A 23,699-nucleotide genomic window follows, 5' to 3' on the forward strand; every position below is an offset into this window, starting at 1 on the left:
CAGCTCCTTTACCTCAGCCCGCCCGCTTGAGCGACGCGATATCAATCACGAAGCGATAGCGCACGTCGCTCTTGAGCACGCGCTCGTAGGCCTCGTTGATCTCCTGCATGTCAATCACTTCGATATCGCTGACGATGCCGTGCTCGGCGCAGAAATCCAGCATCTCCTGAGTCTCGGCGATGCCGCCGATGGCGGAGCCGGCGATCGAGCGGCGACCCAGCACCACCATCCCCGCCTGCACGGGCGGCTCGATGGGTTCGAGCAGGCCGACCAGGCAGTGCACGCCATTGAGGCTGAGCGTGTTGAGGTAGGGGTTGAGGTCGTGCGGTGAGGGCACGGTGTCGAGGATGAAGTCGAAGCGGCGTGCGACGGCGGCCATCTGCTTCGGGTCGGTCGACAGCACCACGTGGTCGGCGCCGAGGCGGCGCGCTTCGGCTTCCTTGCCGGGAGTGCGGGTGAACAGTGTCACGTCCGCGCCCATCGCCTTGGCGAACTTCAGGCCCATGTGACCCAGCCCGCCCAGACCGACCACCGCCACCTTGCTGCCCTTGCCGATGTTCCAGTGGCGCAGCGGTGACCAGGTGGTGATGCCTGCGCAAAGCAGCGGCGCGGCCGCCTTCAGGTCCAGCCTGTCGGAGATGGACACCACGAACTTGTCCGAGACCACGATGCGTTCGGAATAGCCGCCGAAGGTCCGCAGGCCGTCGTGTCGGTCCACGCTGTTGTAGGTCCAGGTCGCGCCTTCTTCGCAGTACTGCTCGAGGCCGGCGTTGCACGAGGCGCAGTGCTGGCACGAGTCGACCAGGCAGCCGACGCCGACAGTGTCGCCCACCTTGAACTTGCTGACCTCACGGCCCACCGCGCTGACGCGGCCGACGATTTCGTGGCCCGGCACGATCGGATAGACGCTGCGACCCCATTCGTTGCGGGCCTGGTGGATGTCCGTGTGGCACACGCCGCAGTAGAGGATGTCGATCACCACGTCGTCCGGGCGTGGATCGCGACGCTCGAACTGGTGGGCGCCGAGCGGCGCGGTGGCCGAGTGGGCGGCGTAGCCGTGGATGGAAAGAGGCATGCGAAACTCCTTGGAGGTGGGGACGGCGAACGCGGGGAGTATGGTCAGTTGGGCAGCCTGATGGGTAGCCGGATCGTGTGGGATCACTGTCCGATCCTCCGGCGGGAACGCTGCGCTCCGCCATCAGGGGGCGGATAGCTGGGTAAACTCCTGGCGCCTGAATTTCGGAAAGCGCTTGAACGACAGGCCTTCTTTTCAGGCGCCGACCGCGAATATCGCCGCCATTTCGGTGCACCGCCGTCGCGGGACGTAGTGTGCTTGCGGCTTGCCGATGCTGAGACCGCCGACGGACGGACGAGACTACTTGACGCTTGCATGGGGCGGCGCTGAGGATGCGATTCGCTGGTGCATCGGTCGTTGTGCCGGCGTTCTCGATGAACTGTCACGTGCGGCCATGGAGTGCGCCTTGAATCTCGCCCTGTTCGATTTCGACGGAACGATCACCACGCGCGAAATGTTTCGCCCGTTCCTGGAGTTCGCGGCATCGCGCAGGCGGCGCCTGGTGGGCGGATTGGCGCTGGCGCCGATGGTGGCCGGCTACAAGCTGGGCCTCGTGTCCGCCAACCTCATGCGCGCGAGCGCTGTGCGGCTCGGCTTGGCTGGCCGAAGGGCGACCGACGCGCAGGAGCAGGGCAGGCGTTTCGCACAGGACATCCTGCCCGGCGTCCTGCGTGAGCAGGCGCTCGAGCGCATCCACTGGCACAAGTCGCAAGGTGATCGTGTGGTCGTGGTTTCCGGTGCGCTGGATGTGTACCTATCGCACTGGTGCCGCCAGCATGGTCTGGAGCTTCTCTGCTCAGAGCTGGAAGTCAGGGGTGGCCGCTTCACTGGGCGCTATCGAGGGGCGCAATGCGTGCGCGACGAGAAACCTCGGCGGGTGCACGCGGCTTACGACGTGGCGACGTATCCCGTTGTCTACGCCTACGGTGATACGCCCGAAGACTTTGACCTGCTTCGCATCGCCCATCGCCGCTATTACCGCTGGCAGGAAGTGAGCTGAACAGATCGCGTCGACCAGCCGCGCAGTCACTTCTTATGGCGCCGCGACCTCGCTATGTTGAGCAAACGGCGGGCCACCGTGGCCCCATTGTCATGCGGAGATGCCATGAAACGACTGCTCATCATCGCTCTTTCGGCAGCGCTGCTGTCCGGCAGCCTCAACGTCATGGCCAGTCCGCAGGATGAGCATGGCCATGACGCGCAGTGGGACAAGGACCACCACGACGACCAGCAGGGCCACAATCCCAAGGACGAAGGCCGCCACGACAACGGCAATCACAAGGGCTGGGAGAAGCAGGCCTATCGCCGCGGCGAGCGCATGCCGGACCGCTATTACTCGCGTGAGTACTACGTGACCGACTATGCGCGTTATCACGTAGCCCCGCCGCAACCGGGATATCGCTGGATCCGCGACGACAGCGGACAGCTGGTGCTCACGGCGATCGCGACCGGGCTGATCGTGGATATTGCGATCCAGCACTGAGGCGAAATTGTGGCCGGCCCGCGGGGCCGGCCACCGAGGTGATGACCGTCGCAGGCACGAAGGTGGAAGCCGGCGGCAATTCACTGATGGCGTTCGCATCGAACGCGAGTCGGCTGGCTGGAGTCCGCCAACTCTCAACGCAATTTCGTGCAGAGGCGGGCCTATTGCTGAGTCGCCATCCAGAGCGACCGGCCGCCCCGCTGAGCCTTCGTAGGGAGCTTCGTTGCTCGCGAACGGCGCCGCCACCCGGCAGCGCCGCGTGCGAACCGCAGCGATGGGCGACCGGCCGTCAATTGCGCTAAGGTGGGGAACGGGGGATATCGCACGACCGGGGCGCAAGGCGCATCGCTGGGCTATGTTCGCCCGCAGCCATGTTGCCTTCTGTCCCGGAGATGTTGTCGATGCGTTTGTTGCCCCTGTTCATTGCCACCAGCCTGATCCTCGGCGCCAGCGCCGGTGTCCGCGCGGATGACGCGCCTGCGCCAGCTCCGACGCGGATCGTGATTCGCGCCGCTCATCTCGTGGACGTGCAGGCGGGCGCCGTGCGTGACAACCCGCTGGTGATCATCGACGGCGACCAGATCAGCGAGGTGCGATACGACGGACAGGCGCCGGCTGGCGCGCGGGTGATCGACCTCGGCGGCGCCACCTTGTTGCCCGGCCTGATCGATTGCCATGTGCATCTGACCGGCGATCCGGGCGAGGTCAAGGGCGACTACTACGAATCCATCCTCAAGCGCAGCGCGATCGACTCGGCGATCCTGTCGCCCACCTATGCCAAGCGCACCCTGGACGCCGGCTTCACCACCGTGCGCAACCTGGGCGCCAGCGACTACGTCGATGTGGCCCTGCGCAATGCCATCAACCGCGGCGATATCCCGGGTCCGCGCATGCTGGTGTCCGGCCCGCCGCTGGGCGCTACGGGTGGTCACGCCGACGACACCACCGGATTCTCGCCGTGGATCGATTTCCACAGCATCGACGGCGTTGCCGACGGCATTGACGCCATCCGTCATCGCGTGCGCGAGAACGTCAAGAACGGCGCGGACGTGATCAAGTTCATGGCCAGCGCGGGCGTGCTCAGCGCGGAGGCCTCGGTGGGCGCACCGCAGTACTCGCAAGAGGAGATGAACGCCATCGTCGAGGAGGCCCATCGCTGGGGCAAGAAGGTCGCCACGCATGCGCATGGCGCCGAAGCCATCAAGATGGCCATCCGCGCCGGCGTTGACTCCGTCGAGCACAGCAGCCTGATCGACGACGAGGGCCTCAAGCTCGCCAAGCAGCACGGCACCTACCTGGACTTCGACGTCTACAACGACGACTACATCCTTGAGGAGTACGCCAAGAAGGGCTTCCCCGCCAGCACGGTCGCGAAGGAGAAGTTGGTCGGCCGCCTGCAGCGCGAGAACTTCCAGCGTGCGGTGAAGGCCGGGGAGAAAATGGCCTTCGGTACGGATGCCGGCGTGTATCCCCATGGCTGGAACGCCAAACAGTTCGCCGTGATGACCAAGTGGGGTATGACCCCGATGCAGGCAATCCAGGCCGCCACGGTCAACTCCGCCGATCTGCTCGGCATGAAGGACAAGATTGGCGCCGTGTCGCCGGGCCACTTCGCCGACCTGATCGCCGTCAACGGCGACCCCATCCAGGACGTCACCCAGCTGCAGCACGTCGCGTTCGTGATGAAGGGTGGCGAGGTGGAGAAGAACGACCTGAAGCGCTGAAGGCGGACTGCAAGCCGTCGCGCCGTACAGCACTGCCGGGTAAATCTGGACGCGAAGCTCGCCAGTTACTCCCGTTCAAGGCTTTCAGCGGTCAAGTAAGCAGCCACCCATTGGCCGGAAAAAGAAAAACCCCAGGGACTAGCGTCGCTGGGGTTTTTCTATTGCCCAACAACCGTGTCGGCTGACCCAGCAGAACAGCCGGAACGACAGCAACCGCGGGAGCCCCTGTCCTTACCGGACCTTTTCGACGGACCTCAATATGCGTTCTGCGCCGCCGTGTTCCCAAACGGTGCTGTTTTGAAGGCCGTGCTTCGAATGGTGAAACTGGCGCTCGAAGTCCATCGAGCTCCCGTTGTTGGAAAATAAGGCCTCGACCCGCAGTAAGCTCAACGTCCGAACCACAGCCGACGCTAGCGATCTCGGAAAGTGGGTCGCACGACCAGATTCTCCGGGCTTTGCCGGAACAGTGGTCAGCAATGACCTGATGTCGCATTCAAGCCGTGACCAATGGCGCCGACACTCTTGGCAATGCCGGCGCTCGAGATCCGGTTGGTGGAGATTGCCGTGACCCGTGCCCTGAAGATGCTTGCAATGCTGCTGGCCCTGATGGTTTCAGCCTCGGCAAGCGCATCCCCTCCCGGGACGCTGCACAGCACCTTCCTCGTGTCGCTGACCATCGTGCCGAGCTGCAATGTCAGCAGCTCGGTGTCGGAGGGCAGCCCTCGCGTGGATGTGCACTGTAATGACCAAGGCGGCTATGCGATCCGCGGCAAGACATCACTCCCTGGTTCCCAAGGCAGGGAGTCCAGGACGGTCAAGTCCAGCGACCCGGCTGAACCCGCCCTGGTCACGATCGAGTTCTAAAGTCTGACGGCGGGCGCACTTCCAAGTCTTACCTCATGCTGGATCGCACCTTCGACGACGAAGTAGCCATGCAAGGTTCACGGGCACTGCACGGGCGTGGTTGCTCTAATAGAGGATCATTGGAGCGAGGTTACCGCTGCCTGCGCGGCGGCGAACCGCCCAGCGTAGGGGATGCAAACAACGATCCACCCAACGTAGGGAATGCAACCATGAAAGCCTGCACAACAGCCTTGTTGTGTCTGGGAATGGCGGCAAGCGTGACACTGGCGGGCAACGCCATCGCCCAGTCATCGGGAAGCTACACCAGCTCTTTTCAGGTTCGGATAGGCATCGAGGGAACCTGCAACGCCCTGACGACCTCCAACATCGATTTCGGTGACCACATTCCCACTGCCGGCACGCTCGACGCCAACGGCACGATCAACGTCCAGTGCACCATGGACACGCCGTTTACGGTGGGTCTCGATGGCGGATTGACCACGGCAAACGTCACCGCCCGCGCGATGACCAATGGCACGGTCCAGATTCCGTACGCATTGGCCCACGACGCCGCGATGACCCAGCCATGGGGCAATACGTCGCCCACCTGGCACGAAGGCACCGGGCTCGGACTGGGCAGCGCGTACAACATCGCCATCCCCGTATACGCGCGCGCAACGATCGCGGGGAATGAACCTCCCGGCACCTATACGGATACCGTCACCGCCACCCTCACATACTGAGCGAGGCCAAGCATATGCGCATGATGAGTCGGTTTCCGAGGGAAGCCCTCAGGGCGTCGCTTATGACGGCGGGCTTGGGAATTTGCCTGGCGACGGCCAGCCCCATGGCGCACGCTGCTTCGCTACAGGTGACGCCGGTCATTGTGCAATTCCAGCCGAGCGAACAGGCGCGGTCGATCACTCTGCTCAACACTGGCAAGGAGCCGCTTCAAGCGCAGGTGCGCGTTCAGCGCTGGACGCAGGAGCAAGGCCAGGACAGGTTGACTCCGGCGGACGACGTGGTGGCCAGCCCCGCAATCGTGCGGGTGGCGCCGGGGGACCGTCAGATCGTGAGAGTCGTCCGCCGGCAGCCTGCCGCACCCGCCCAGGAACAGAGCTTTCGCCTGCTTGTTGATGAGCTGCCGAGCCAGGCGAAACCCGAGCATTCCGGCCTGACCCTCCTGCTTCGCTATTCCATCCCCGTCTTCATCGTGCCCGCCGGCGTCGTCGCGCGAGCCCCTGCGGGCGCCGCTCCAACAGAAACGAACCTGGACGCCGTGCACGCGCGACTGGTCGCCGGTGCGCCGGGCACGTCGAACCTGCTCATGCGAAATGATGGTCCCACCCATATCCGCGTCAGCCACCTGGGTCTCACATCGGCGAATGGACAGGGGAGGGTGCTGAATGACGGTCTGGTTGGCTATGTCTTGCCGGGAAATCAGATGACCTGGTCCGTGAACGTGCCAAGCCCACTGCCCGCTGGCCAAATCCTGAAGGCGCGATTCAATGACGACAGGGAAGCACGCCCCGTCCCATTGGACGTCGCTAGCCGTTAGTGCAATCACGGCATACAGCGTGGTGTGCCAGGCGGCTTCGGGGCCGTTCGGCCTGACGGCCCCGCAGGTGCAAACGCATGCGATCGATCCGACAGGCGCCGCCAGCCCGAATGACCCTGGCATGGAAGAGTTGTTTCTCGACGTGACACTTAATCGTGTCGACACGCATACGTTGGGGCACTTCTTCCTGGCCCATGGAGAGCTCTACGCGGAAGCCTCCACCTTGCACGACCTGGGGTTGTCCTGGCCAACAGAGACGCAGACGACCGGACTTGTCCCGTTGACGGATTTACCCGGGCTCCAGGCGCATTACGATGAAGCAAACCAGCGCCTGAGCTTGCTCGCGCCCACGCAGTTGCTGGCCGGACCTCCGGCCAGACTTGGCTACACTCCGCCACCACCACCACGGATCGACCCGGCATCCCGCGTCCCCGGCTTGCTGCTCAATTACGACATCTACGGGCAGGACGGCGCCGGGAGTCGCTCAATCAGCGGCTGGAACGAGTTGCGTCTGTTCGGGCTCGGGCCGGGTATCTGGCGTACCAGCAGCGTGGTGAGTGCGACCTATGGCGGCAGCACGAGTGACGAACACCATTTCGTTCGCCTGGATACCTCGTGGGAGCTCGATTTCCCGACCTCCATGGTGAGCATCGTGGTGGGTGACACCACCAACGCGGCGCTGGACTGGACGCGCACCACGCGCTTCGGGGGTATCCGTGTGTCGCGCAACTTCGAACTGCAGCCATACCGGGTGACCGTGCCCTTGGCCTCGTTCGCCGGCGAGGCGACGTTGCCCTCGACCGTGGACATGTTCATCAACGGCATCCGACAGTCGCAGCAAACGGTCTCGCCGGGACGGTTCCAGATCGACAGCGCGCCTGTACTGAACGGCGCGGGCCAGGCACAGGTGGTGATCACCGACATTACCGGGCAAAGCCGGGTGGTCAATTTTTCGCTGTACAACAGTTCGCAGCTGCTGCAAGCGGGGCTCAGCGATTGGTCCTTCGAAGCGGGCAAGGTGCGCCTGGACTATGGCCTTCGGTCCTTTTCGTATGCCTCCGACGCCATGGGCACGGGCACCTACCGCTATGGCGTCAGTGATTTCCTGACGATCGAATCCCATGCGGAAGTCACGCGCGACCTCACCATGGGGGGCGGCGGTATCCAGCTTCGCATGGGGCCGGCAGGCGGCGTGCTCAATGCGTCGTACGCGATGAGTCGTCATGGGGAAAATGACGGTCGCCAGGAAGCGGTCGGTTATGAGTGGCAGGGAAGGCTGTTCAACTTCCGCCTGTCGACGTTGCGCAGCGATGAGGCATTCAGCGATGTCGCCAGCCTCGAAGGCTCGGTGCTGCCGCGCCGGGTCGACCAGGCGTTTGCCGGATTCAACCTGGGGCGCGGCCAACTCGGAGCCAGCTATCTACGCCAGGACTTCCCCGGAAACATACACGAGCGCTACGCAAGCGTGAGCTGGTCGCAGTCCACCAGCCGCATCGGCAACTTCAGTTTCAGCCTCACCCATGACCTCGACGGTGGAACGGGCTCCACCGTCTTTCTGTACTGGTCACTTCCTCTGGGATACAGGCGACAGTTGTGGAGTGGCGTGCAGCATCAAGGCTCAGGCAACACGGTCACGGTCGGCGCGACGCAGTCGATTCCGGGGGATCAGGACGGCTGGGGTTGGCGCGTGCAGGCGGGCGCGGGAGACCAGCCGACTGACCAGGCCGAAGTGAGCCAACTGACCCGTTTTGGCGAGTGGCGGGCGGGTGTGCTGCAGTGGCATAACAACGGGCAGTCCGGCTCCACCGGCTATCTCGACGTCAGCGGTGGTCTGCTACTGATGTCCGGCAGCCTGTTCCCCATGCGCCGGGTGGACGACTCCTTTGCCCTCGTGTCGACCGATGGCATCGGAGGAGTGCCCGTGATGCTTGAGAACCGGCTTGTGGGCGACACGAATGAAAAGGGGCAGTTGCTGGTCACGCCACTGAATGCATGGCAGAACAACGACATCACGATTGATCCCCTGGTGCTTCCTGCCGAGGTCAGTGTCGATCGCGTCCATCTTGCCGTGGTTCCTCCGACGGCCAGCGGCGTGTTGGCGCGCTTCCCCATGCGTGCAACCACACCGGTCGTGCTTGCATTGCGAGGCCCGGACGGCCAATGGATTCCGCCGGGCTCCAGCGCGCTCCTCGAGTCGAAAGGCGCAACGCCACTGGAGGTGGTCGTGGGCTATGACGGCAAGGTCTTCCTGCAGGATCCACCTGCCGGCGCACGCCTGGTCGTTCCGCTGGCATCGGGGCAGTGTTCGATCACACTTCCCGATCCGCTACCTGGTCAGGGATGGACCGACCTCGGAGAGTTGCCGTGCCGCTGAAATGGTTTCGAGCGCGCTGCAGGCATGACTGGGTTTGCCTGCTGGTCCTTGCACTGCTGGCCCTGATACCCCAGCCGGGAAGGGCGCAAAGCTGCTACGTGAGCGGCTCGTTTGGCATGAATTTCGGCGCGGTGACCCGCAATGGAGGCTCGTCTTCTTCCGATGTGGATATCGAATGTTCGCCGGATTACACAGGTGCGAACAGGACGTTCTACTACCGCGTATGCATGTACATGGGGCCTGGCGCCTCGAGCGCGGGGCAGCCGACCCGTCGCATGACCAATTACAACGGCTCCTATCTCAACTACGACCTGTTTGCTGACCCAGCTCACACCCAGCTCATTGGTGATGTCGGTTCAACGTTCAACTACCAAGTGGAAAGTGTCGTGCCGCCCGGCGCCGTTGTGGCCTTGCACGACTTCGTCTATGGCCTCGTCTATCCCAACCAGTCGGTGCCGGCGTCCTACCAATATCAGGAGGTTGGCATCCTCGGTACGGTCCGCTATCGCTACAACACGGTCAGCGGCAGCACTTCACCCGACTGCAGTAGCGGAGGCCTCGGAGGAGGAACCACGACCTTCAATACGTCGGGTGTGCTGGCCACTTTCGAGAATTCGTGCACGGTTACCGCCACCGATCTGGATTTCGGGCAGGTCTCCACGCCAACACAGGCCGTCAACGGGCTATCCACGATTCTCGTGCAATGTCCTGCCAATACCACGTGGCAAGTCGGCCTGGACAATGGCCTCAACTACAACGCAGGGCTCAGACGCATGTCAGGCCAAGGCAACTTCGTCAGCTATCAGCTGTATCGGGATGCCAGCCGAACCCAGGTATGGGGCAATACCCCGGATGCCATGAGCACTGGCGCCACCGACGCCAGCGGTAATCCCGTCGATATCACCGTTTACGGTCAGGTTTCGGCTCAACCCGATGCACCGGCGGGGCAGTACGCCGATACCGTGGTAGTTACGCTCTATTACTGACGGGCGGAACTGTCGCATGAGAGTCATGCGGCGCCTGATAGGCGAAGGCGAATCGCAGCGGGACTAGCTCGCGCCGAATAATCCGAAAGGCGACGCCGGCGCATCTGCGCCGGCGCCGCCAGTTCGGATCTAGTGCATTACGTTAGTTGGCTCAGTGGTGATCATGGTCACGGTCGTCCGCGTCCTGATCCGGTGTAAACGAGACGCCACGGAGCACCTCGGCAAAGCCGGCCGTGCGAAGTGTCACGAACTTCTCCTTCGCGGCGACGGTGGCATCGGTGTTCTTCAGCGTGTCGCGGATCGCCACGAGTTGGTTCGGATCGGCGCCCTGATCACCATTGCCGCTGACGGTCGAGGTGATGGCCCAGATCGTCACACGGCCATCGTGATCGACCCGGCCCGTGATGTTGCGCAGTCCGTCGGTAGCCGGCGACCACGGCAGGCCCGTGGAGGCGTTGATGCTGGTGGGATAACCGCTCACCGTATAGGCCTGGCCCAGATTTAGGCCGGTCTGCAGTGTGTAGGCCAGCGACCAGGTCTTGCTGGTGCTGTTGTACACCCACTTCTGCAGGCCCGCGGTGGTCTGGCCGGCGGCGTGCGTGTACAGGTCGGCGCCTCCCGCATAGCCGTCGCCCTCGTCCGCCAGATAGAGCGTGTTGGCGTCGGCAAACCACAGCGAGAACGGGTAAGCCAGTGGCTTGGCTGTCTTCGCGGGCGTGGTCGGGAATCCAGCGAGGATGCACATGTTGGTCGGCAGGCCGTCGGTCAGCAAGGTGCTCGCGTTGTAAGCCAGCGGTGCACTCGGCAGCGGAGCGCCGGCGACGGGCACGCCCACACCGTTCGGACAGGCCGTGCCGGTGGTGTCGACGAAATACACCGTGTTCACGCCATTGCTGCCACTGCCCTTGGTGAAATACACCACGTTGTCGTGCACCGTCATGCCGCGGAAGTTGTCGTCCTTGCCGAGCTTGTCGGCCTTCAGGCCGAGCGCGGTGAGGTTGAAGCTGGACAGCGGAGTAGAGGCGGTCGGGTGCTGCGCGATCTCCGGCAAATGTGCCGGGGTGATGAATTGCGCGCCAGCGCCGAGCAGGATGCCGGCGGGCTGCGGGTTGGCGCCATTGCCCGCGTTGCCGGCCGTGTAGAAATAGTCGGCGCCATGGCGGTTGATCAGAATGGCGGCACGCCCATTGTTGCCGCTGTAGGCATTGGTTTCGGTGAAGCTGAAATGGCCTTTGCGATCAACGGTAGCCACGGCGCGGTAGAAGTTTTGGCCGACCGGGTTCGTCGGATCAACCGCAGCAGGCGTGTTGGAGTTGGACACGTCGATCGCATTCACCGGCGCGACGTAGCCCATGAACGTGAGGTACTTGTGATCCTGCGACAGATGCAGCGCAAGCTCTGACTTCGAGCTGAAGCTGGTCACCAGTTCGCCTTCCGGCGCCGTCGGCAGAAGGCTGTTGGGAACCTGCAGCGAGTCGATCAGATGACCGTCCGGCGTGATCTGGTCGAGATAGATGCGCGCCGTAATGCCGAAGCTTGCATCGTACAGATCGTTGTTCCACACATAAGGATAAGTGCCGTCGAACGGAGCGCCGGCGGCGCCGCCGCAACCGCCCGTCGTGCTCGCGCAATTCACTGGCAGGATGGTTCCGACCTGAACGTTACTGGCTTTGTTGTCGTACACGCTGCGGCTCACGACGAGATTGTCCGGAAAGAACTGGAAGTCACGTCGATTCCATGAATCATCGGCATGGGCGGCAATGCCGGTGCCGAACAAAACGAGCGCAAGGGTCGCGCCGATACGCTGCCGAGCAAAGCGGTTTGTCATGGTGGTCTCCAGGGGTTCAGGCCTGCCCAGGCGTGGGCGAGCAGGGCCACGCTAGTTCCCGCACATGAAGGATTCTTGACAGGATGTCATGGGTTGGAAAGATGATTAAGCCATCTATACGTCCATTTCACGGAACGAATTGCGATTCTCGAAAGAGCCTGCGTCGCATGGGGCTTCGCTAGCTGTTACAACCTTGAAACCAGGTTGGAACGATCGAGTCGCCATATGGCTTGATGCCATCTGCGTGCATGACCCAGCCGAAAGAATTCACCATGGTTACGGCGAAACTTCCTGCGTCACAGGAGTGATTGGATCAAGGGGCGGGGCAGGTTGCCCTATGGTCTGGGTGTTGACTGAGCGCCCGCATTCGACGGGGACTTCATTCGGTCGCGGCAACACATGGCTGGAATCGCCTCGCCGGCGTTTCAGCATGCAAGGTTTGCCGGGGAGGCTTGCTGAACTTCCGCGCCACGGCATCGAGCGCGCGGAGGGAGGCGTCTCGAGGAGTCGCGCTGCTGATGCATCAGCGCACGATCCTTAGCGAACGCAGGTCAGCCGAGGCGTGCCCGGAGGTGGCGGGAGCCGAGCAGGATCATCATCACCATCTGGCTCATCTGGCCGATCAATTCGGCGTCATGCTCGCGCGGTCGATCCAGCGCATGGGCGCCCATGGCGAAGATCAGGCGCGTGATGGCTTTGGCGGCCAGCGCCGGGTCGTGCAGGGGCTGATCAGCGGCCTCGGTCAGGCGCACCAGCTCGACCCGCAGCTCCTCCTCGAAGAAGTCGAGCTGGCCATCGACTGCGCGCTTGAAGGCGTCGGACCCCGCCGTTCCTTCTCGGAGCAACACCTGCAGCAGCCCGTCCTCGGCGCGCAATTGCGACATGAAGGCTTCCACGGAGCCGCGCACGACCGCGTTGCCGCTCACCGTGTTGACGCGCGCCTGGTCGACCACCTTGCGCAAGGCCTCGCCGGACAGCTCGATAAGGGCGACTGCGAGGTCGTCGATATCCCGGAAATGCCGGTAGAAGCTGTTGGGGGCGATATCGGCTTCGCGCGCCACCTCACGCAGGCCAAGGCTGGACACGCTCCGGTGCGGCCCCAGCAGGCGCAAAGCCGCCATCAGCAGGTCGTCCCGGCTGATCTGGTGCTTGCGCCCGGTCTCGGGGGCGTCGCTTGGGGCGGTGGCTTGGGTCATCAGTACGGGACGGGTGGACTCTGAACAGCATAGCAGACAACTGTATATACGTGCGTATATACAGTTGTATATATGGTCGTATAATGGGTGGATGGAAACCGCTATCCGCCAACCTACCTGGCTGTCCCGCCTCAACGCGTTGTGGGCGCCGCCCGCCGTGCTCGACTTCTGGCTGTCCCGCCTGAATCCGCTCTGGTCCTCGACCCGGACGCTGGCGCGGGTGGTCGAACGCCGCCCCGAAGCCGAGGGCGTCACCACGCTGGTGCTGCAGCCGAACCGCCTTTTTCGCGGCTTTCGCGCGGGGCAGCACGTGAATGTCGGCGTCGAGATCGATGGGGTGCGCTACACGCGCTCCTATAGCGCGTCGGATATGCCGCGCGCCGATGGCCGCATCCGGATCACCGTGAAAGCGGTGGAGGGCGGCAAGCTCGGCGCGTATCTGCAGGCCATTCCCGTCGGCAGCGTGCTGTCGCTGGGTCAGGCATTCGGGGAGCTGAGCGTGCCGGATGGTTCGGCGCCCTGCCTGATGCTGGCTGCGGGTAGCGGCATCACCCCCATGCTGTCGCTCGTCAACGCGCAGGCGGCTGCGGGCTTCCCGCAGCCGGTGCGGCTGGCGTACTGGGCCCGCACGCGCGCCGATCTGGTGCAGGCAGCGGCGTTGCGAGCGCTTGCGTCGCGCCATCCGAACTTCAGCGTGCACTTCGTCCTTACCGGTGAGGCCGCGGAAGCAGGCGATGAGCTGGAGGGACGCATCGATCCGCGTCACCTGGCCACGTTGCTGCCCGGCGGCGAACAGGTCCACGTGCTCGCCTGCGGCCCGCATGGGTTCGTCGAACGCGCCCGCGAGGTGCTCGGCGGCCATGACCTGTCCTTCCAGGCGGAGGCTTTCAGCCCACCGCCGCGCTTTGTCGACCCCAGTGACCAGGGTCGCGTGCGCGTGACCTTGCTCCAAAGCGGACGAACGCTGGAAGTCGCGAGGGACAAGTCGCTGCTCGAGGCGCTGGAAGAGCAGGGCGTGAAGCCGCGCCACGGCTGCCGCATGGGCATCTGCAACACCTGTTCCTGCGGCAAGACGAGCGGCGCCACGCGCGCGCTGGCCGACCGCAGCGTGCAGCACGAACCCACCCAAGCCTTGCGCCTGTGCATCCACGCGGCGCAAAGCGATCTTGCCCTGGAACTTTGAAGACGATGTCCAAGATCAAAAGCCGGGCGCTGAGCCCGGAGGAACTGAATCGCTTCGGTGAGGAACTGGACGCACTGCGCGCCCGCACGCTGGCGACGCTGGGGCAAAGCGACGCCGATTACATCCGCCGGATCGTGGCCGGCGTGCGCTGGCTGGGACTCGGCGGGCGCGTGATGCTCATGGCGGGCGCGATCCTGGGCGGCACGGTGCTGCCGGTGCTGCTGTGGCCGCTGTGCATCCTCGGAACGGTGCTGCTCGGGCTGTCCAAGATCCTGGAGAACATGGAGCTTGGCCACAACGTGATGCACGGCCAGTACGACTGGATGGGCGACCCCGCGTTGCAGGGACGCACCTACGAATGGGACATCGTCGGCACCAGCGACGCCTGGCGCAAGACGCACAACTACAGCCATCACACCTGGACCAACGTGCGTGGCATGGACGACGACATCGGCTACGGCCTGTTGCGCATCTTCCCCGAGCAGCGCTGGAAACCGTTCTACCTGTTTCAGCCGCTCGTGGCCGTGGTATTCGCGCTGCTGTTCGAGTGGGGCGTCGCGCTGCAGGACCTGCGCATCGGCCGTTGGTTCGCGGGGAAGATGACGGGAGGCGCCTTGTGGAAGATGGCCAAACCGGTGGTCAGGAAGATCCGCAGGCAGGTGCTGAAAGACTACGTATTGTTCCCGCTGCTGGCCGGGCCGTTCTTCCTGCCGGTCCTCCTCGGCAACATCGTGGCGAACGTGATCCGCAATATCTGGACCTACGTGATCATCTTCTGCGGCCACTTCACCGCCGACGCCGAAGTGTTTCCGAAGGATTCCGTGCGCAATGAGACCCGTGGCCACTGGTACCTGCGCCAGTTGCGCGGATCGTCCAACCTCACCGGCGGCCGGTTGATGGACCTGTGGAGCGGGAACCTCAGCCACCAGATCGAACACCATTTCTACCCGGACATCCCGGCAAACCGCTACGCGGCGATGGCGGTGGAAGTCCGCGAAATCTGTGCGCGCTATGGTCAGAACTACAACGCCGGTTCCTTGTCGAAGCAGTTCGGCTCGGTGGTGTGGCGGATTTTGCGCCATGCGTTTCCCAGCAAGCCCGGGCGGGCACGGCCGCTGATGGCCGCCAACTGATTGGGTCCGGATGGGCGGCAGGCACGATGCCGTTCGTGCCGCCGTTGTCGCCTTCCTCGGAGATGCGGTAGGTTAGCGCTAACATCTGAAGAGGCGGCGGCATGTTTTGTGGAAAACGCGGGCGGTACGGTGGGCCGACGGGTCGATCGAAGTCGAGTCTTGCCGGACGGTCGCTCGCCTTCGGGCCGATCGCGCTTTCACTGGCCCTCGGCCTGTGTGGCCACGCTTACGCCTGCGATGCACCCGTCGGCGTGTGTTCGCGGGACGGGGCCGGGGAGTTCGGACTTGTGCGGCAAGGGCGCCCGGCGGCCATCGTCGTCGACCCTTCCGCCGATTCCGCCGTCGTCCATGTAGCGGACAGCTTTGCCGCGGACCTGCAGCGCGTCAGCGGGCAACTGCCTGCACGCTTCACTGAACTCAACGCTGCCTCGGGTGAAGTGGTCATCGTCGGAACGCTGGGCCACAGCGCAGCCATCGACGCACTGGTTCGCGACGGGAAGATCCAGGCCGACGACCTTGCCGGTCAGTGGGAGGCCTATCGCCAGATCGTCGTGGATCATCCGTATCCGAACATCGCACGAGCTCTGGTGATCGTCGGGTCCGATCGTCGCGGCGCCGTCTACGGTACCTACGACATCTCGGAGAAGATGGGTGTTTCGCCCTGGTACTGGTTTGCCGACGTACCCGTGCAGCATCGGTCGAATGTGTTCCTCACCGCCGGGTCCCGCCGCGACCAGCCGAAGGTGAAGTACCGGGGTTTCTTCATCAATGACGAAGCCCCCAGCTTCAGCACCTGGGCCACGGAACATTTCGGCGGTTTCAACGCGCGCATGTACGAGCATGTCTTCGAGCTCGAACTTCGCCTCAAGGGAAACTATCTGTGGCCCGCCATGTGGGCGCCACGGGCCTTTGCCGACGACGATCCGGAGAACATGAAGCTCGCGGACGCGATGGGCATCGTCATGGGCACCTCGCATCACGAGGCCATGATGCGCGCCCAGGATGAGTGGCATCGCCACACCGACGGTGGCGTGACGGGCGGCCCGTGGGATTATTCCGTCAATGCGGCCAACCTGCGCACGTTCTGGCGCGGCGGCATCGAACGCATGATGTCCAAGGGGCACGGCCAAGGCTACGAAAGCATCGTGACCGTCGGCATGCGTGGCGATGGCGATGAGGCCATGGTCGGCGACAAGGGCGAGGCGCAACTGCAGCGCATCGTGGCGGACCAGCGCAGCATCATTGCTGACGTGACGGGCAAGCCCGCGGATCAGACGCCGCAAGTATGGGCGCTCTACAAGGAAGTGCAGGACTACTACGACCAGGGCATGAAGGCGCCCGACGATGTCACCCTGTTGTTCTCCGATGACAACTGGGGGCAGCTCCGTCGCGTCCCGGCGCCGGGGTCGGCGCGCAAGGGTGGCTACGGCATTTACTACCACTTTGATTACGTGGGCGGGCCGCGTAACTACAAATGGATCAACACCAACCAGATCGAGAAGGTCTGGCAGCAGATGGATCTTGCCTACGCCAGCGGCGTCCGCACGATGTGGATCGTCAACGTAGGGGACATCAAGCCGATGGAGTTTCCGCTGAGCTTCTTCATGAAGCAGGCGTGGGATCCGGAGGCCATGACGCTCGATGCGATGGAGCAGTATCCCGAAGCGTGGGCGCGCAGCACGTTCGGCGCCGACCAAGCGGCCGCCATCGCGCAGTTGATCACACGCTACAGCCAGTTGGCGGCGCGTCGAAAGCCGGAGCTGGTCGATGCGGACAGTTTCCACCTCGGCGAAGCTGGCAAGGGCGGGTTGGACGGCGGCGAGTTCGGTTCGATCATGGCCGAGTGGCGCGACCTTGAGCGGGCCATGCAGAAGCAGAAGGCTTTACTGCCTGAAGACCAGAAGGACGCCTACTTCCAGTTGGTCGAGCATCCCATTGCCGCGCTCTCCAACCTCTACCGCCTGTACTACGACGTGGCGTGGAATCGAAAGCTCGCCGCTCAGAACGATCCGCGAGCCAATGCTTTCGCCGATGACGCCGAAGAAGCTTTCCGTCGCGACAAGGCGCTAACAGACGCCTACCACGCACTGCACGGCGGTAAATGGAACGGCATGATGGCGCAGACCCATATCGGGTACACGGGATGGCAGGAGCCGACAGTGGACGCGATGCCCGCGGTGACGCGTGTGCCCAGCGCGGGCGCGAAGCGAGCCGATTCCGCCGGATTCGATCGGGGTATTGGACCCGTGAGGAACGTCGACGGCGTGATCGCGATCGAAGCGCCACATTACAGCCGGGCCGTGGATGGCCGTGGACTGACCTGGCGTGCGATTCCTCATCTCGGCCGCACGGCTGGCGCGGTAACGGCGTTTCCGCAAGGCCAGGCAGCCACCGACGAGAAGGATGGCGTGCGTCTCGAATATGACGTCGACCTTGGCAAGCCAGGCGACCTCACCATCCAGCTCACCACGGCTCCGACCCTCGATGTGTCCGGGCACGGCGCCCTGCGTACCGGCATTTCCGTGGACGATGGCGCGATGCAAATCGTGACTGATCGCATGACGCCGGCGGCGAACGGCGTGGACACGCAGGCGCAAAAGGACTGGACCGAGGCCGTGAAGGACAACGCGCGGGTTCTGCAGACGACCTTTCCTGGCGTTGCGGCAGGTCGGCACGTGATCAAGATCTGGCGTCTCGACGGCAACGTGGTGCTGGAAAAGCTGGTGCTTGGCACGTCCAACATTCCGCCGTCGTACCTTGGTCCGCCCGAGACTCGCTGAGGACCAGGTCAAGGTCCAGCGATAACTCGCGACAGCCGAAACACTCGCAGCAAGTTTGCCCAAACCCAGCAGCCTCCATCAAAGCTGAGGCGCTTCACCATTGCCCGGGATCCCATGCCATGCCCAAGACCTCCGCTGTGCTTCGCCTCTTGCTTCTGAGTACGTCGTCGCTACTGGTCTGTTCGCCACTTTCGGTGCAGGCAGCGAGTGCTCTGAGTCAGGGCAGTCAGGTGGGGGAAACGGCGCCGGCCGGCGCCGTTTCCACGGGGCGTTACCCGGATCTGTTTGCCGAAGCGGGCTACGCCCGGCCTGACGTGGAAGCAAAGATCCAGACTGCTTTCCAGCAGCTGTTCCACGGCGATCTCGCCACGCAGGCGGTCTACTACGAAGCCGGCAGCAATGCGGACGGTCCGCTGGCGTACATCCACGACGTCAACAACGATGACGTGCGCTCGGAGGGCATTTCTTACGGGATGATGATCGCGGTGCAGCTGGGTCGGAAGCGCGAGTTTGATGCGCTCTGGAACTGGGCCATGACCCACATGTACCAGCGTGATCCGGCGCATCCGGCCTACGGCTATTTCGCCTGGTCGGTGCGCACCAACGGCACGATCAACGATCCGATGCCCGCCCCGGATGGGGAGGAGTACATGATCACTGCGCTGTACTTCGCCGCCGCGCGCTGGGGCAGTGGCCAGGACCTGTACGACTACCGTGCCCAGGCCGATCGCCTGCTCCGCAACGTGCTGCACCGCGAGGCGATCACCGGTCAGACCATGCACGGTCAAATGACGGCGATCAACCTGTTCGACCATCAGTCGAAGATGGTGCGTTTCACGCCCGACGTTAAGAACGCGGAACATACCGATGCGTCCTATCACTTGCCGGCCTTCTATGAAGTTTGGGCGCGAGTGGGGCCGCAGGCCGACCGGGCGTTCTGGCACGAGGCTGCGCAGGCCAGTCGCGACTATCTGGCTACCAGCGCGAATCCGAAGACCGCACTCACCTCCGATTACGGCAACTTCGATGGCACGCCGTGGGCGGCGCCGTGGCGGTCCGATTCCGCTGCTGATTTCCGCTACGACGCCTGGCGAAGTGGGATGAACTGGTCCGTGGACTGGTCGTGGTGGGCGCAGGATCGTCGCCAGGTCGCCATGAGCAACCGCTTGCAGGCGTTCTTCGTCTCGCAAGGCCTCGATGCTTATCAGAGCCTGTATACGCTGAGTGGCAAGCCACTGGGTGGCGGGCACATGACCGGCCTGGTCGCCACTAACGCCGTGACCAGTCTGGCGGCCACCGACCCACAAAGGTTGGCCTTCGTCCGGGCGCTTTGGGCGCTGCCGGTACCTGCTGGCCCGCAGCGCTACTACAACGGCATGCTCTATTTGATGGCCTTGCTCCATTGCAGCGGTGATTTCCGCGCATGGCTGCCGAACCCGTCGCCCTGAGCTGCGTCATTGGACGGAGCTGCTACGAGCGGGCACACGCGCCCGCCGGTTGAGTGAGGTTGCCTGGTCGCCATACTTTCCAGCGCTCGCGGATACTACCCAGACGCAAGCAGTCAATCGCAGCTTTGAACCACGCATTGGTACTCAATACGATCGTGGGAACCCCGAGGGCAGCGCCCCATTGCACAATGGGGCGTGCTTTCTAGGGGTAAGAGCTTCATGGGAAGTGCCCGCTTCCGATCCAGGACTATCATTGGGCCAACGCCTTTGGCAGGAACGCCCATGATCCGCTCCCTTCTGGGACTGGCTTTCACTTTGCTCCTGATGGGCGCTGCACTTTTTGTTCCTGCCGGAACAGTCGGATGGGTGCGCGCATGGATTTTTTGCCTCGCTTTCATAGCGGCAATGCTCATCGCCATGGCGGTGCTCTGGAGAGTCAATCCAGAGATCTTCTCGGCGCGTTCCCGTGTACAGCCGGGAACCATGAAGCTCGACTACGTGTTCATTGCCATGGCGTTCGCGGGTTTTCTTGCCATATTTCCGGTGTCATCGCTCGATTACCGCTACCAGTTGGCGCAAACACCCGGCTGGGTGAGCTGGCTCAGCTATCTACCGTTCTTCCTTGGCTTCGGTGGCGCGACCTGGGCGCAGGCCGTAAACCGCTATTTCGAACCGGGCATCCGACTCCAAGACGATCGTGGACAGACCGTTGTCGACACCGGGCCCTATGCGATCGTCCGACACCCTGGCTACATCTCGGGCTCCGTCCTGGCCTTGAGCATTCCCCTTTGCCTTGGCTCATGGTGGGGTCTGCTTCCAGCAACCATCTTCGTAGTTGCACTGATCCCGCGTACGCTCTACGAAGAGCACGTGCTTACCCATGGCTTACCGGGCTACGACCCGTACAAGGGACGAGTCAGATACAGATGGATACCAGGGATTTGGTGATCGATAGCGATATGTGACGGGCGAGGGGCGGGCGCCGAAATCGGGACTTCTTTTCGACTGAACGAGGTCCATCTACCACCGTAGAGAACAGGTGTTGCAGGGCAGCGTGGAGGCGAGGCGAGTGAAAACGCTAGGACTGATCGGTGGCATGAGTTGGGAGTCCACCGTCCCTTACTACCGACTGATCAACGAGGCGGTCAAGCAGCACCTTGGCGGCCTGCACTCCGCCAAACTGATTCTCTTCAGCGTGGATTTCCACGAGATCGAGCAGATGCAGCGCGCCGGTGAGTGGGAGGAGGCGGGGGCACTGCTGGCGCAAGCCGCGCTCGCGCTGGAGCGGGCAGGGGCGGAAGGCCTGGTCATCTGTACGAACACCATGCACAAAGTGGCTGACCAGGTGCAGTCGGCTGTCTCCATACCCTTGCTTCATATTGCGGACTCCACGGCTACGGCGATCAAGGCGGCCGAGTTCACCACCATCGGTCTGCTGGGAACCCGTTTCACCATGGAGCAGGATTTCTACCGAGCCCGCCTTGAGAACAACCATGGGCTCAAGGTCCTGATCCCTGGTGACGCCGATCGAACCCGGGTTCACCAGGTGATCTACGATGAACTTTGCGTGGGTCTGGTTCGCGATGAGTCGCGCAAAGTATTCCTCGAAATCATTGGACGCCTGGTAACCAAGGGGGCGCAGGCCATCATCCTGGGATGTACCGAGCTATCCCTGCTTGTCCGGCCCGAAGATGCTTCTGTCCGACTGTTCGACACCACGGCGATTCACGCCGCTGATGCCGCGCGCTGGTCTCTTGAGGACGGGCCTGTTTAGACGGGGTTTCCGCGAACGACCTTAGAGGCTCTTCCAGCCTATCGAGACAATTTTGCATCCGGCAACCAACAGGAGAAGCGCAATGCGTGTGATGGTCATCATCAAGGCGACACCCGAGTCCGAAGCAGGGCAGATGCCGAGCACAGAACTCATCGCCGCGATGGGGAAATACAACGAGGAACTGGTGACGGCCGGCGTCATGCAGGGCGGCGACGGTTTGAAGCCCAGTTCGGCCGGCGCGCGGGTCAGGTTCTCAGGCCAGGATCGAACCGTGATCGACGGACCGTTTGCCGAGACCAAGGAACTGATTGCCGGCTACTGGATTTGGCAAGTTCAATCGATGGCCGAGGCGATCGAGTGGGTGCGCCGCTGCCCAAACCCGATGACAAGCGATTCGGAAATCGAGATCCGGCCCTTTTTCGAGCCAGCAGACTTCGGCGAAGCCTTCACCCCGGAGCTTCAGGAAGAGGAAAAGCGTCTGCGCCAGCAAATCGATGCGCAGACCCGGTGAGAGGGCAGAATGCGGATGTCCGCTTCCGGCCCGAAGCGGACCTTGCCAGCGAAGGGCGGGCATGCACTGCATCTAGGTAACTTTACTTAGCTATTTCCGGTAAATCTGCCGTTCTCCACTCCTTTGATACTGAGCGACGCTACCCACACTCAGAAGTGGAGGCGGGGTCATGTCGCGTGTCCGATTTGTCGTTGGCTTTATGTGGGCTGCGGTGCTTGGGTGCGCACCGTCGCTGCATGCTCAACAGCACTACAAGATGACCACGCCAATCCCTCCCGAGATCACGACGCCTGCGAAGGTGGATACGCGTATCGGCGAACTCACGTTCTTCGATGGCGTCCCTACCAAGGAGACCTCGCAGAAGGCGTTTGACGAACTGGATTTTGTGCGCGGGATTGAAACGTTCCTCAATGGCATCCCGGGCGCGTCAATGGTGGCCATTCGAAACGGTTCGAAAGCCACCGGCACGGTCGACGGCACGGTCGGCATCTTCGAATCACTGATGGATTCGAAATCGCTCTTTCTCACGCCAAACTCAGAGAGCATCTATTACGCAACATGGATCGACTTGAAGAACGGACCGATCGTCGTGGAAAGTCCGCCGGACGTGCTAGGTGTCGTCAACGACTTCTGGTTCCGCTACGTGTGTGACATGGGCAACGCCGGTCCGGACAAGGGGAAGGGCGGAAAATTCCTGATACTTCCGCCTGACTACAAAGGGACGCCGCCCAATGGCTACTACGTCTACAAGTCGCCGACCTACGGCAACATCGTGCTCGGGCGTGGCTTCATGCGCAACGGAAGCCCAAAACCGACGGCGGACACGATCAGGAAAACCATGAGGGTGTATCCACTGTCCGAAGTCTCAGCGCCGCATCCCGCGAAGTTCGTCAACTTGTCAGGGCGCGAGATGAACACGGTCCACGCCAACGATTTCCGCTTCTTTGAAGAGCTCAACCAGATTGTCCAGGAGGAGCCCGAGGACTCGTATGGTCCAGACATGATGGGGTTGTTCAACGCGATCGGGATGAAGAAGGGGAAGCTTTTCGCGCCGGATGCGCGGATGAAGAAGATCCTCACGGAAGCGGTTGCCGTCGGCAACGCCACGGCGCGCTCGATCGATTTCCGGAACCGAGACCCAGACGCGCTCATTTATCCAGATCGTCACTGGAACACCGCTTTCATTGGTGGCAGTTACGAGTGGCTGACCAAGGGCGGTGCGCGCAATCTCGACGCGCGCACCATGTTCTTCTACATGGCGACCGTCAACACGCCCGCGATGGCCGTCGCGATGGAAGGCGTGGGATCGCAATATGCCGCAGCGATCCTCGACTCACGAGGTGATGCGTTCGACGGCGGCAAGACCTACCGGTTGCATGTCGATGCCAACCCGCCGGCGAAGGACTTCTGGTCCATCGTGGTTTACGACACGCAGACTCGCTCAATGCTGCAGACGGACCAGCAGTTTCCCAGCCTTTCGAGTCAGAAGAGCATTCAGAAGAATGCCGATGGCTCGGTCGACCTCTATTTCGGCCCGAAAGCGCCGGCCGGGAAGCAGGGGAACTGGATACAGACCATTCCAGGCAAGAGCTGGTTTGCCCTGTTCCGTCTCTACGGTCCGCTGAAGCCGTGGTTCGACAAGTCGTGGAAACTGAGCGACATTGAGCAAATTTGATTCCGACTGCTCTAACTAGGGCGCGCCGGGATAGCGCCGTTTGGGTCCGCTTCCGACCCAGAGCAATGAGATGGACTCCTCCCCGTCTTCGGCATCGAGTGCCAGACTGGAAGCGATAGAACCAGTCG

Annotated in this window: 19 protein-coding genes; 16 read left to right on the forward strand and 3 right to left on the reverse strand. The window is 62.9% G+C overall.

Translation table 11 applies throughout. The annotated features are described in order from the left end of the window. Nucleotides 1-13: 13 nt before the first annotated feature. A complete protein-coding gene (locus DVT68_RS18760) occupies nucleotides 14-1,075 on the reverse strand; it encodes an NAD(P)-dependent alcohol dehydrogenase (protein WP_114826733.1) in 1,062 nt (353 codons plus the stop codon). A gap of 406 nt (nucleotides 1,076-1,481) precedes the next feature. On the opposite strand from DVT68_RS18760, the gene DVT68_RS18765 reads away from it, so the two are divergent. From DVT68_RS18765 to DVT68_RS18800, 8 genes are all read left to right on the forward strand, one after another. Beyond that, the gene (locus DVT68_RS18765) at nucleotides 1,482-2,075 is read left to right on the forward strand and encodes an HAD family hydrolase (protein ID WP_114826759.1); all 594 of its coding nucleotides are present in this window, start codon (nucleotides 1,482-1,484) and stop codon (nucleotides 2,073-2,075) included. A 105-nt stretch (nucleotides 2,076-2,180) separates the two neighbouring features. Then, the gene (locus DVT68_RS18770; protein ID WP_114826734.1) at nucleotides 2,181-2,558 is read left to right on the forward strand and encodes an RcnB family protein; all 378 of its coding nucleotides are present in this window, start codon (nucleotides 2,181-2,183) and stop codon (nucleotides 2,556-2,558) included. 401 nt (nucleotides 2,559-2,959) lie between these two features. Continuing rightward, a complete protein-coding gene (locus tag DVT68_RS18775; protein WP_114826735.1) occupies nucleotides 2,960-4,282 on the forward strand; it encodes a Xaa-Pro dipeptidase in 1,323 nt (440 codons plus the stop codon). Between the two features lie 507 nt (nucleotides 4,283-4,789). Further along, nucleotides 4,790-5,146 carry a hypothetical protein gene (locus DVT68_RS18780; RefSeq protein ID WP_114826736.1) on the forward strand — a complete coding sequence of 119 codons (357 nt, stop codon included), beginning with the start codon at nucleotides 4,790-4,792 and terminating at the stop codon, nucleotides 5,144-5,146. Nucleotides 5,147-5,355: 209 nt separating this feature from the next. Continuing rightward, the gene (locus DVT68_RS18785; protein ID WP_114826737.1) at nucleotides 5,356-5,868 is read left to right on the forward strand and encodes a Csu type fimbrial protein; all 513 of its coding nucleotides are present in this window, start codon (nucleotides 5,356-5,358) and stop codon (nucleotides 5,866-5,868) included. 104 nt (nucleotides 5,869-5,972) lie between these two features. Then, complete coding sequence (locus DVT68_RS18790) at nucleotides 5,973-6,683, forward strand: fimbrial biogenesis chaperone (RefSeq protein WP_114826760.1); 711 nt, start codon at nucleotides 5,973-5,975, stop codon at nucleotides 6,681-6,683. A 121-nt stretch (nucleotides 6,684-6,804) separates the two neighbouring features. Continuing rightward, nucleotides 6,805-9,057, forward strand: a complete 2,253-nt coding sequence (locus DVT68_RS18795; protein ID WP_199536145.1) for a fimbria/pilus outer membrane usher protein — start codon at nucleotides 6,805-6,807, stop codon at nucleotides 9,055-9,057. Further along, nucleotides 9,048-10,043 (forward strand): Csu type fimbrial protein, encoded by a 996-nt coding sequence (locus tag DVT68_RS18800; RefSeq protein ID WP_158543546.1) that lies wholly within the window; start codon nucleotides 9,048-9,050, stop codon nucleotides 10,041-10,043. Before DVT68_RS18795 ends, DVT68_RS18800 begins: the two co-directional genes overlap by 10 nt. A gap of 151 nt (nucleotides 10,044-10,194) precedes the next feature. On the opposite strand, the gene DVT68_RS18805 is transcribed toward DVT68_RS18800, so the two are convergent. After that, nucleotides 10,195-11,871 carry a hypothetical protein gene (locus tag DVT68_RS18805; protein WP_114826740.1) on the reverse strand — a complete coding sequence of 559 codons (1,677 nt, stop codon included), beginning with the start codon at nucleotides 11,869-11,871 and terminating at the stop codon, nucleotides 10,195-10,197. A 551-nt stretch (nucleotides 11,872-12,422) separates the two neighbouring features. Further along, a complete protein-coding gene (locus tag DVT68_RS18810; RefSeq protein ID WP_114826741.1) occupies nucleotides 12,423-13,067 on the reverse strand; it encodes a TetR family transcriptional regulator in 645 nt (214 codons plus the stop codon). A 91-nt stretch (nucleotides 13,068-13,158) separates the two neighbouring features. Between DVT68_RS18810 and DVT68_RS18815 the strand changes: the two genes are divergently transcribed. The 8 genes from DVT68_RS18815 (at nucleotide 13,159) to DVT68_RS18850 (ending at nucleotide 23,571) form a co-directional block, all read left to right on the forward strand. Next, the gene (locus tag DVT68_RS18815) at nucleotides 13,159-14,250 is read left to right on the forward strand and encodes a ferredoxin reductase (RefSeq protein ID WP_114826742.1); all 1,092 of its coding nucleotides are present in this window, start codon (nucleotides 13,159-13,161) and stop codon (nucleotides 14,248-14,250) included. A gap of 5 nt (nucleotides 14,251-14,255) precedes the next feature. Then, on the forward strand, nucleotides 14,256-15,383 hold the full coding sequence (locus DVT68_RS18820) for a fatty acid desaturase family protein (protein ID WP_114826743.1): 1,128 nt from the start codon (nucleotides 14,256-14,258) through the stop codon (nucleotides 15,381-15,383). A gap of 101 nt (nucleotides 15,384-15,484) precedes the next feature. Next, a complete protein-coding gene (locus tag DVT68_RS18825) occupies nucleotides 15,485-18,163 on the forward strand; it encodes a glycosyl hydrolase 115 family protein (RefSeq protein WP_114826744.1) in 2,679 nt (892 codons plus the stop codon). Nucleotides 18,164-18,282: 119 nt separating this feature from the next. Beyond that, nucleotides 18,283-19,611: a family 8 glycosyl hydrolase gene (locus tag DVT68_RS18830; RefSeq protein WP_114826745.1), complete on the forward strand. Its 1,329-nt coding sequence runs from the start codon at nucleotides 18,283-18,285 to the stop codon at nucleotides 19,609-19,611. Between the two features lie 282 nt (nucleotides 19,612-19,893). Next, entirely contained in the window at nucleotides 19,894-20,559 is a 666-nt protein-coding gene (locus DVT68_RS18835; RefSeq protein WP_114826746.1) for a methyltransferase family protein, read from the forward strand. 121 nt (nucleotides 20,560-20,680) lie between these two features. Next, entirely contained in the window at nucleotides 20,681-21,385 is a 705-nt protein-coding gene (locus DVT68_RS18840; RefSeq protein WP_114826761.1) for an aspartate/glutamate racemase family protein, read from the forward strand. 82 nt (nucleotides 21,386-21,467) lie between these two features. Then, the gene (locus DVT68_RS18845; RefSeq protein WP_114826747.1) at nucleotides 21,468-21,896 is read left to right on the forward strand and encodes a YciI family protein; all 429 of its coding nucleotides are present in this window, start codon (nucleotides 21,468-21,470) and stop codon (nucleotides 21,894-21,896) included. 169 nt (nucleotides 21,897-22,065) lie between these two features. Then, entirely contained in the window at nucleotides 22,066-23,571 is a 1,506-nt protein-coding gene (locus DVT68_RS18850) for a DUF1254 domain-containing protein (protein WP_114826748.1), read from the forward strand. Nucleotides 23,572-23,699 lie beyond the last annotated feature (128 nt).

Source organism: Dyella solisilvae (assembly GCF_003351225.1).
GTDB lineage: Bacteria > Pseudomonadota > Gammaproteobacteria > Xanthomonadales > Rhodanobacteraceae > Dyella > Dyella solisilvae.

Coding starts and splice junctions, on each gene's coding strand:
- DVT68_RS18760 (WP_114826733.1), bottom strand. CDS start 1,075: ATGCCTCTTTCCATCCACGGCTACGCCGCCCACTCGGCCACCGCGCCG.
- DVT68_RS18770 (WP_114826734.1), top strand. CDS start 2,181: ATGAAACGACTGCTCATCATCGCTCTTTCGGCAGCGCTGCTGTCCGGC.
- DVT68_RS18775 (WP_114826735.1), top strand. CDS start 2,960: ATGCGTTTGTTGCCCCTGTTCATTGCCACCAGCCTGATCCTCGGCGCC.
- DVT68_RS18780 (WP_114826736.1), top strand. CDS start 4,790: ATGGCGCCGACACTCTTGGCAATGCCGGCGCTCGAGATCCGGTTGGTG.
- DVT68_RS18785 (WP_114826737.1), top strand. CDS start 5,356: ATGAAAGCCTGCACAACAGCCTTGTTGTGTCTGGGAATGGCGGCAAGC.
- DVT68_RS18790 (WP_114826760.1), top strand. CDS start 5,973: ATGGCGCACGCTGCTTCGCTACAGGTGACGCCGGTCATTGTGCAATTC.
- DVT68_RS18795 (WP_199536145.1), top strand. CDS start 6,805: ATGGAAGAGTTGTTTCTCGACGTGACACTTAATCGTGTCGACACGCAT.
- DVT68_RS18805 (WP_114826740.1), bottom strand. CDS start 11,871: ATGACAAACCGCTTTGCTCGGCAGCGTATCGGCGCGACCCTTGCGCTC.
- DVT68_RS18810 (WP_114826741.1), bottom strand. CDS start 13,067: ATGACCCAAGCCACCGCCCCAAGCGACGCCCCCGAGACCGGGCGCAAG.
- DVT68_RS18815 (WP_114826742.1), top strand. CDS start 13,159: ATGGAAACCGCTATCCGCCAACCTACCTGGCTGTCCCGCCTCAACGCG.
- DVT68_RS18820 (WP_114826743.1), top strand. CDS start 14,256: ATGTCCAAGATCAAAAGCCGGGCGCTGAGCCCGGAGGAACTGAATCGC.
- DVT68_RS18825 (WP_114826744.1), top strand. CDS start 15,485: ATGTTTTGTGGAAAACGCGGGCGGTACGGTGGGCCGACGGGTCGATCG.
- DVT68_RS18830 (WP_114826745.1), top strand. CDS start 18,283: ATGCCCAAGACCTCCGCTGTGCTTCGCCTCTTGCTTCTGAGTACGTCG.
- DVT68_RS18835 (WP_114826746.1), top strand. CDS start 19,894: ATGATCCGCTCCCTTCTGGGACTGGCTTTCACTTTGCTCCTGATGGGC.
- DVT68_RS18845 (WP_114826747.1), top strand. CDS start 21,468: ATGCGTGTGATGGTCATCATCAAGGCGACACCCGAGTCCGAAGCAGGG.
- DVT68_RS18850 (WP_114826748.1), top strand. CDS start 22,066: ATGTCGCGTGTCCGATTTGTCGTTGGCTTTATGTGGGCTGCGGTGCTT.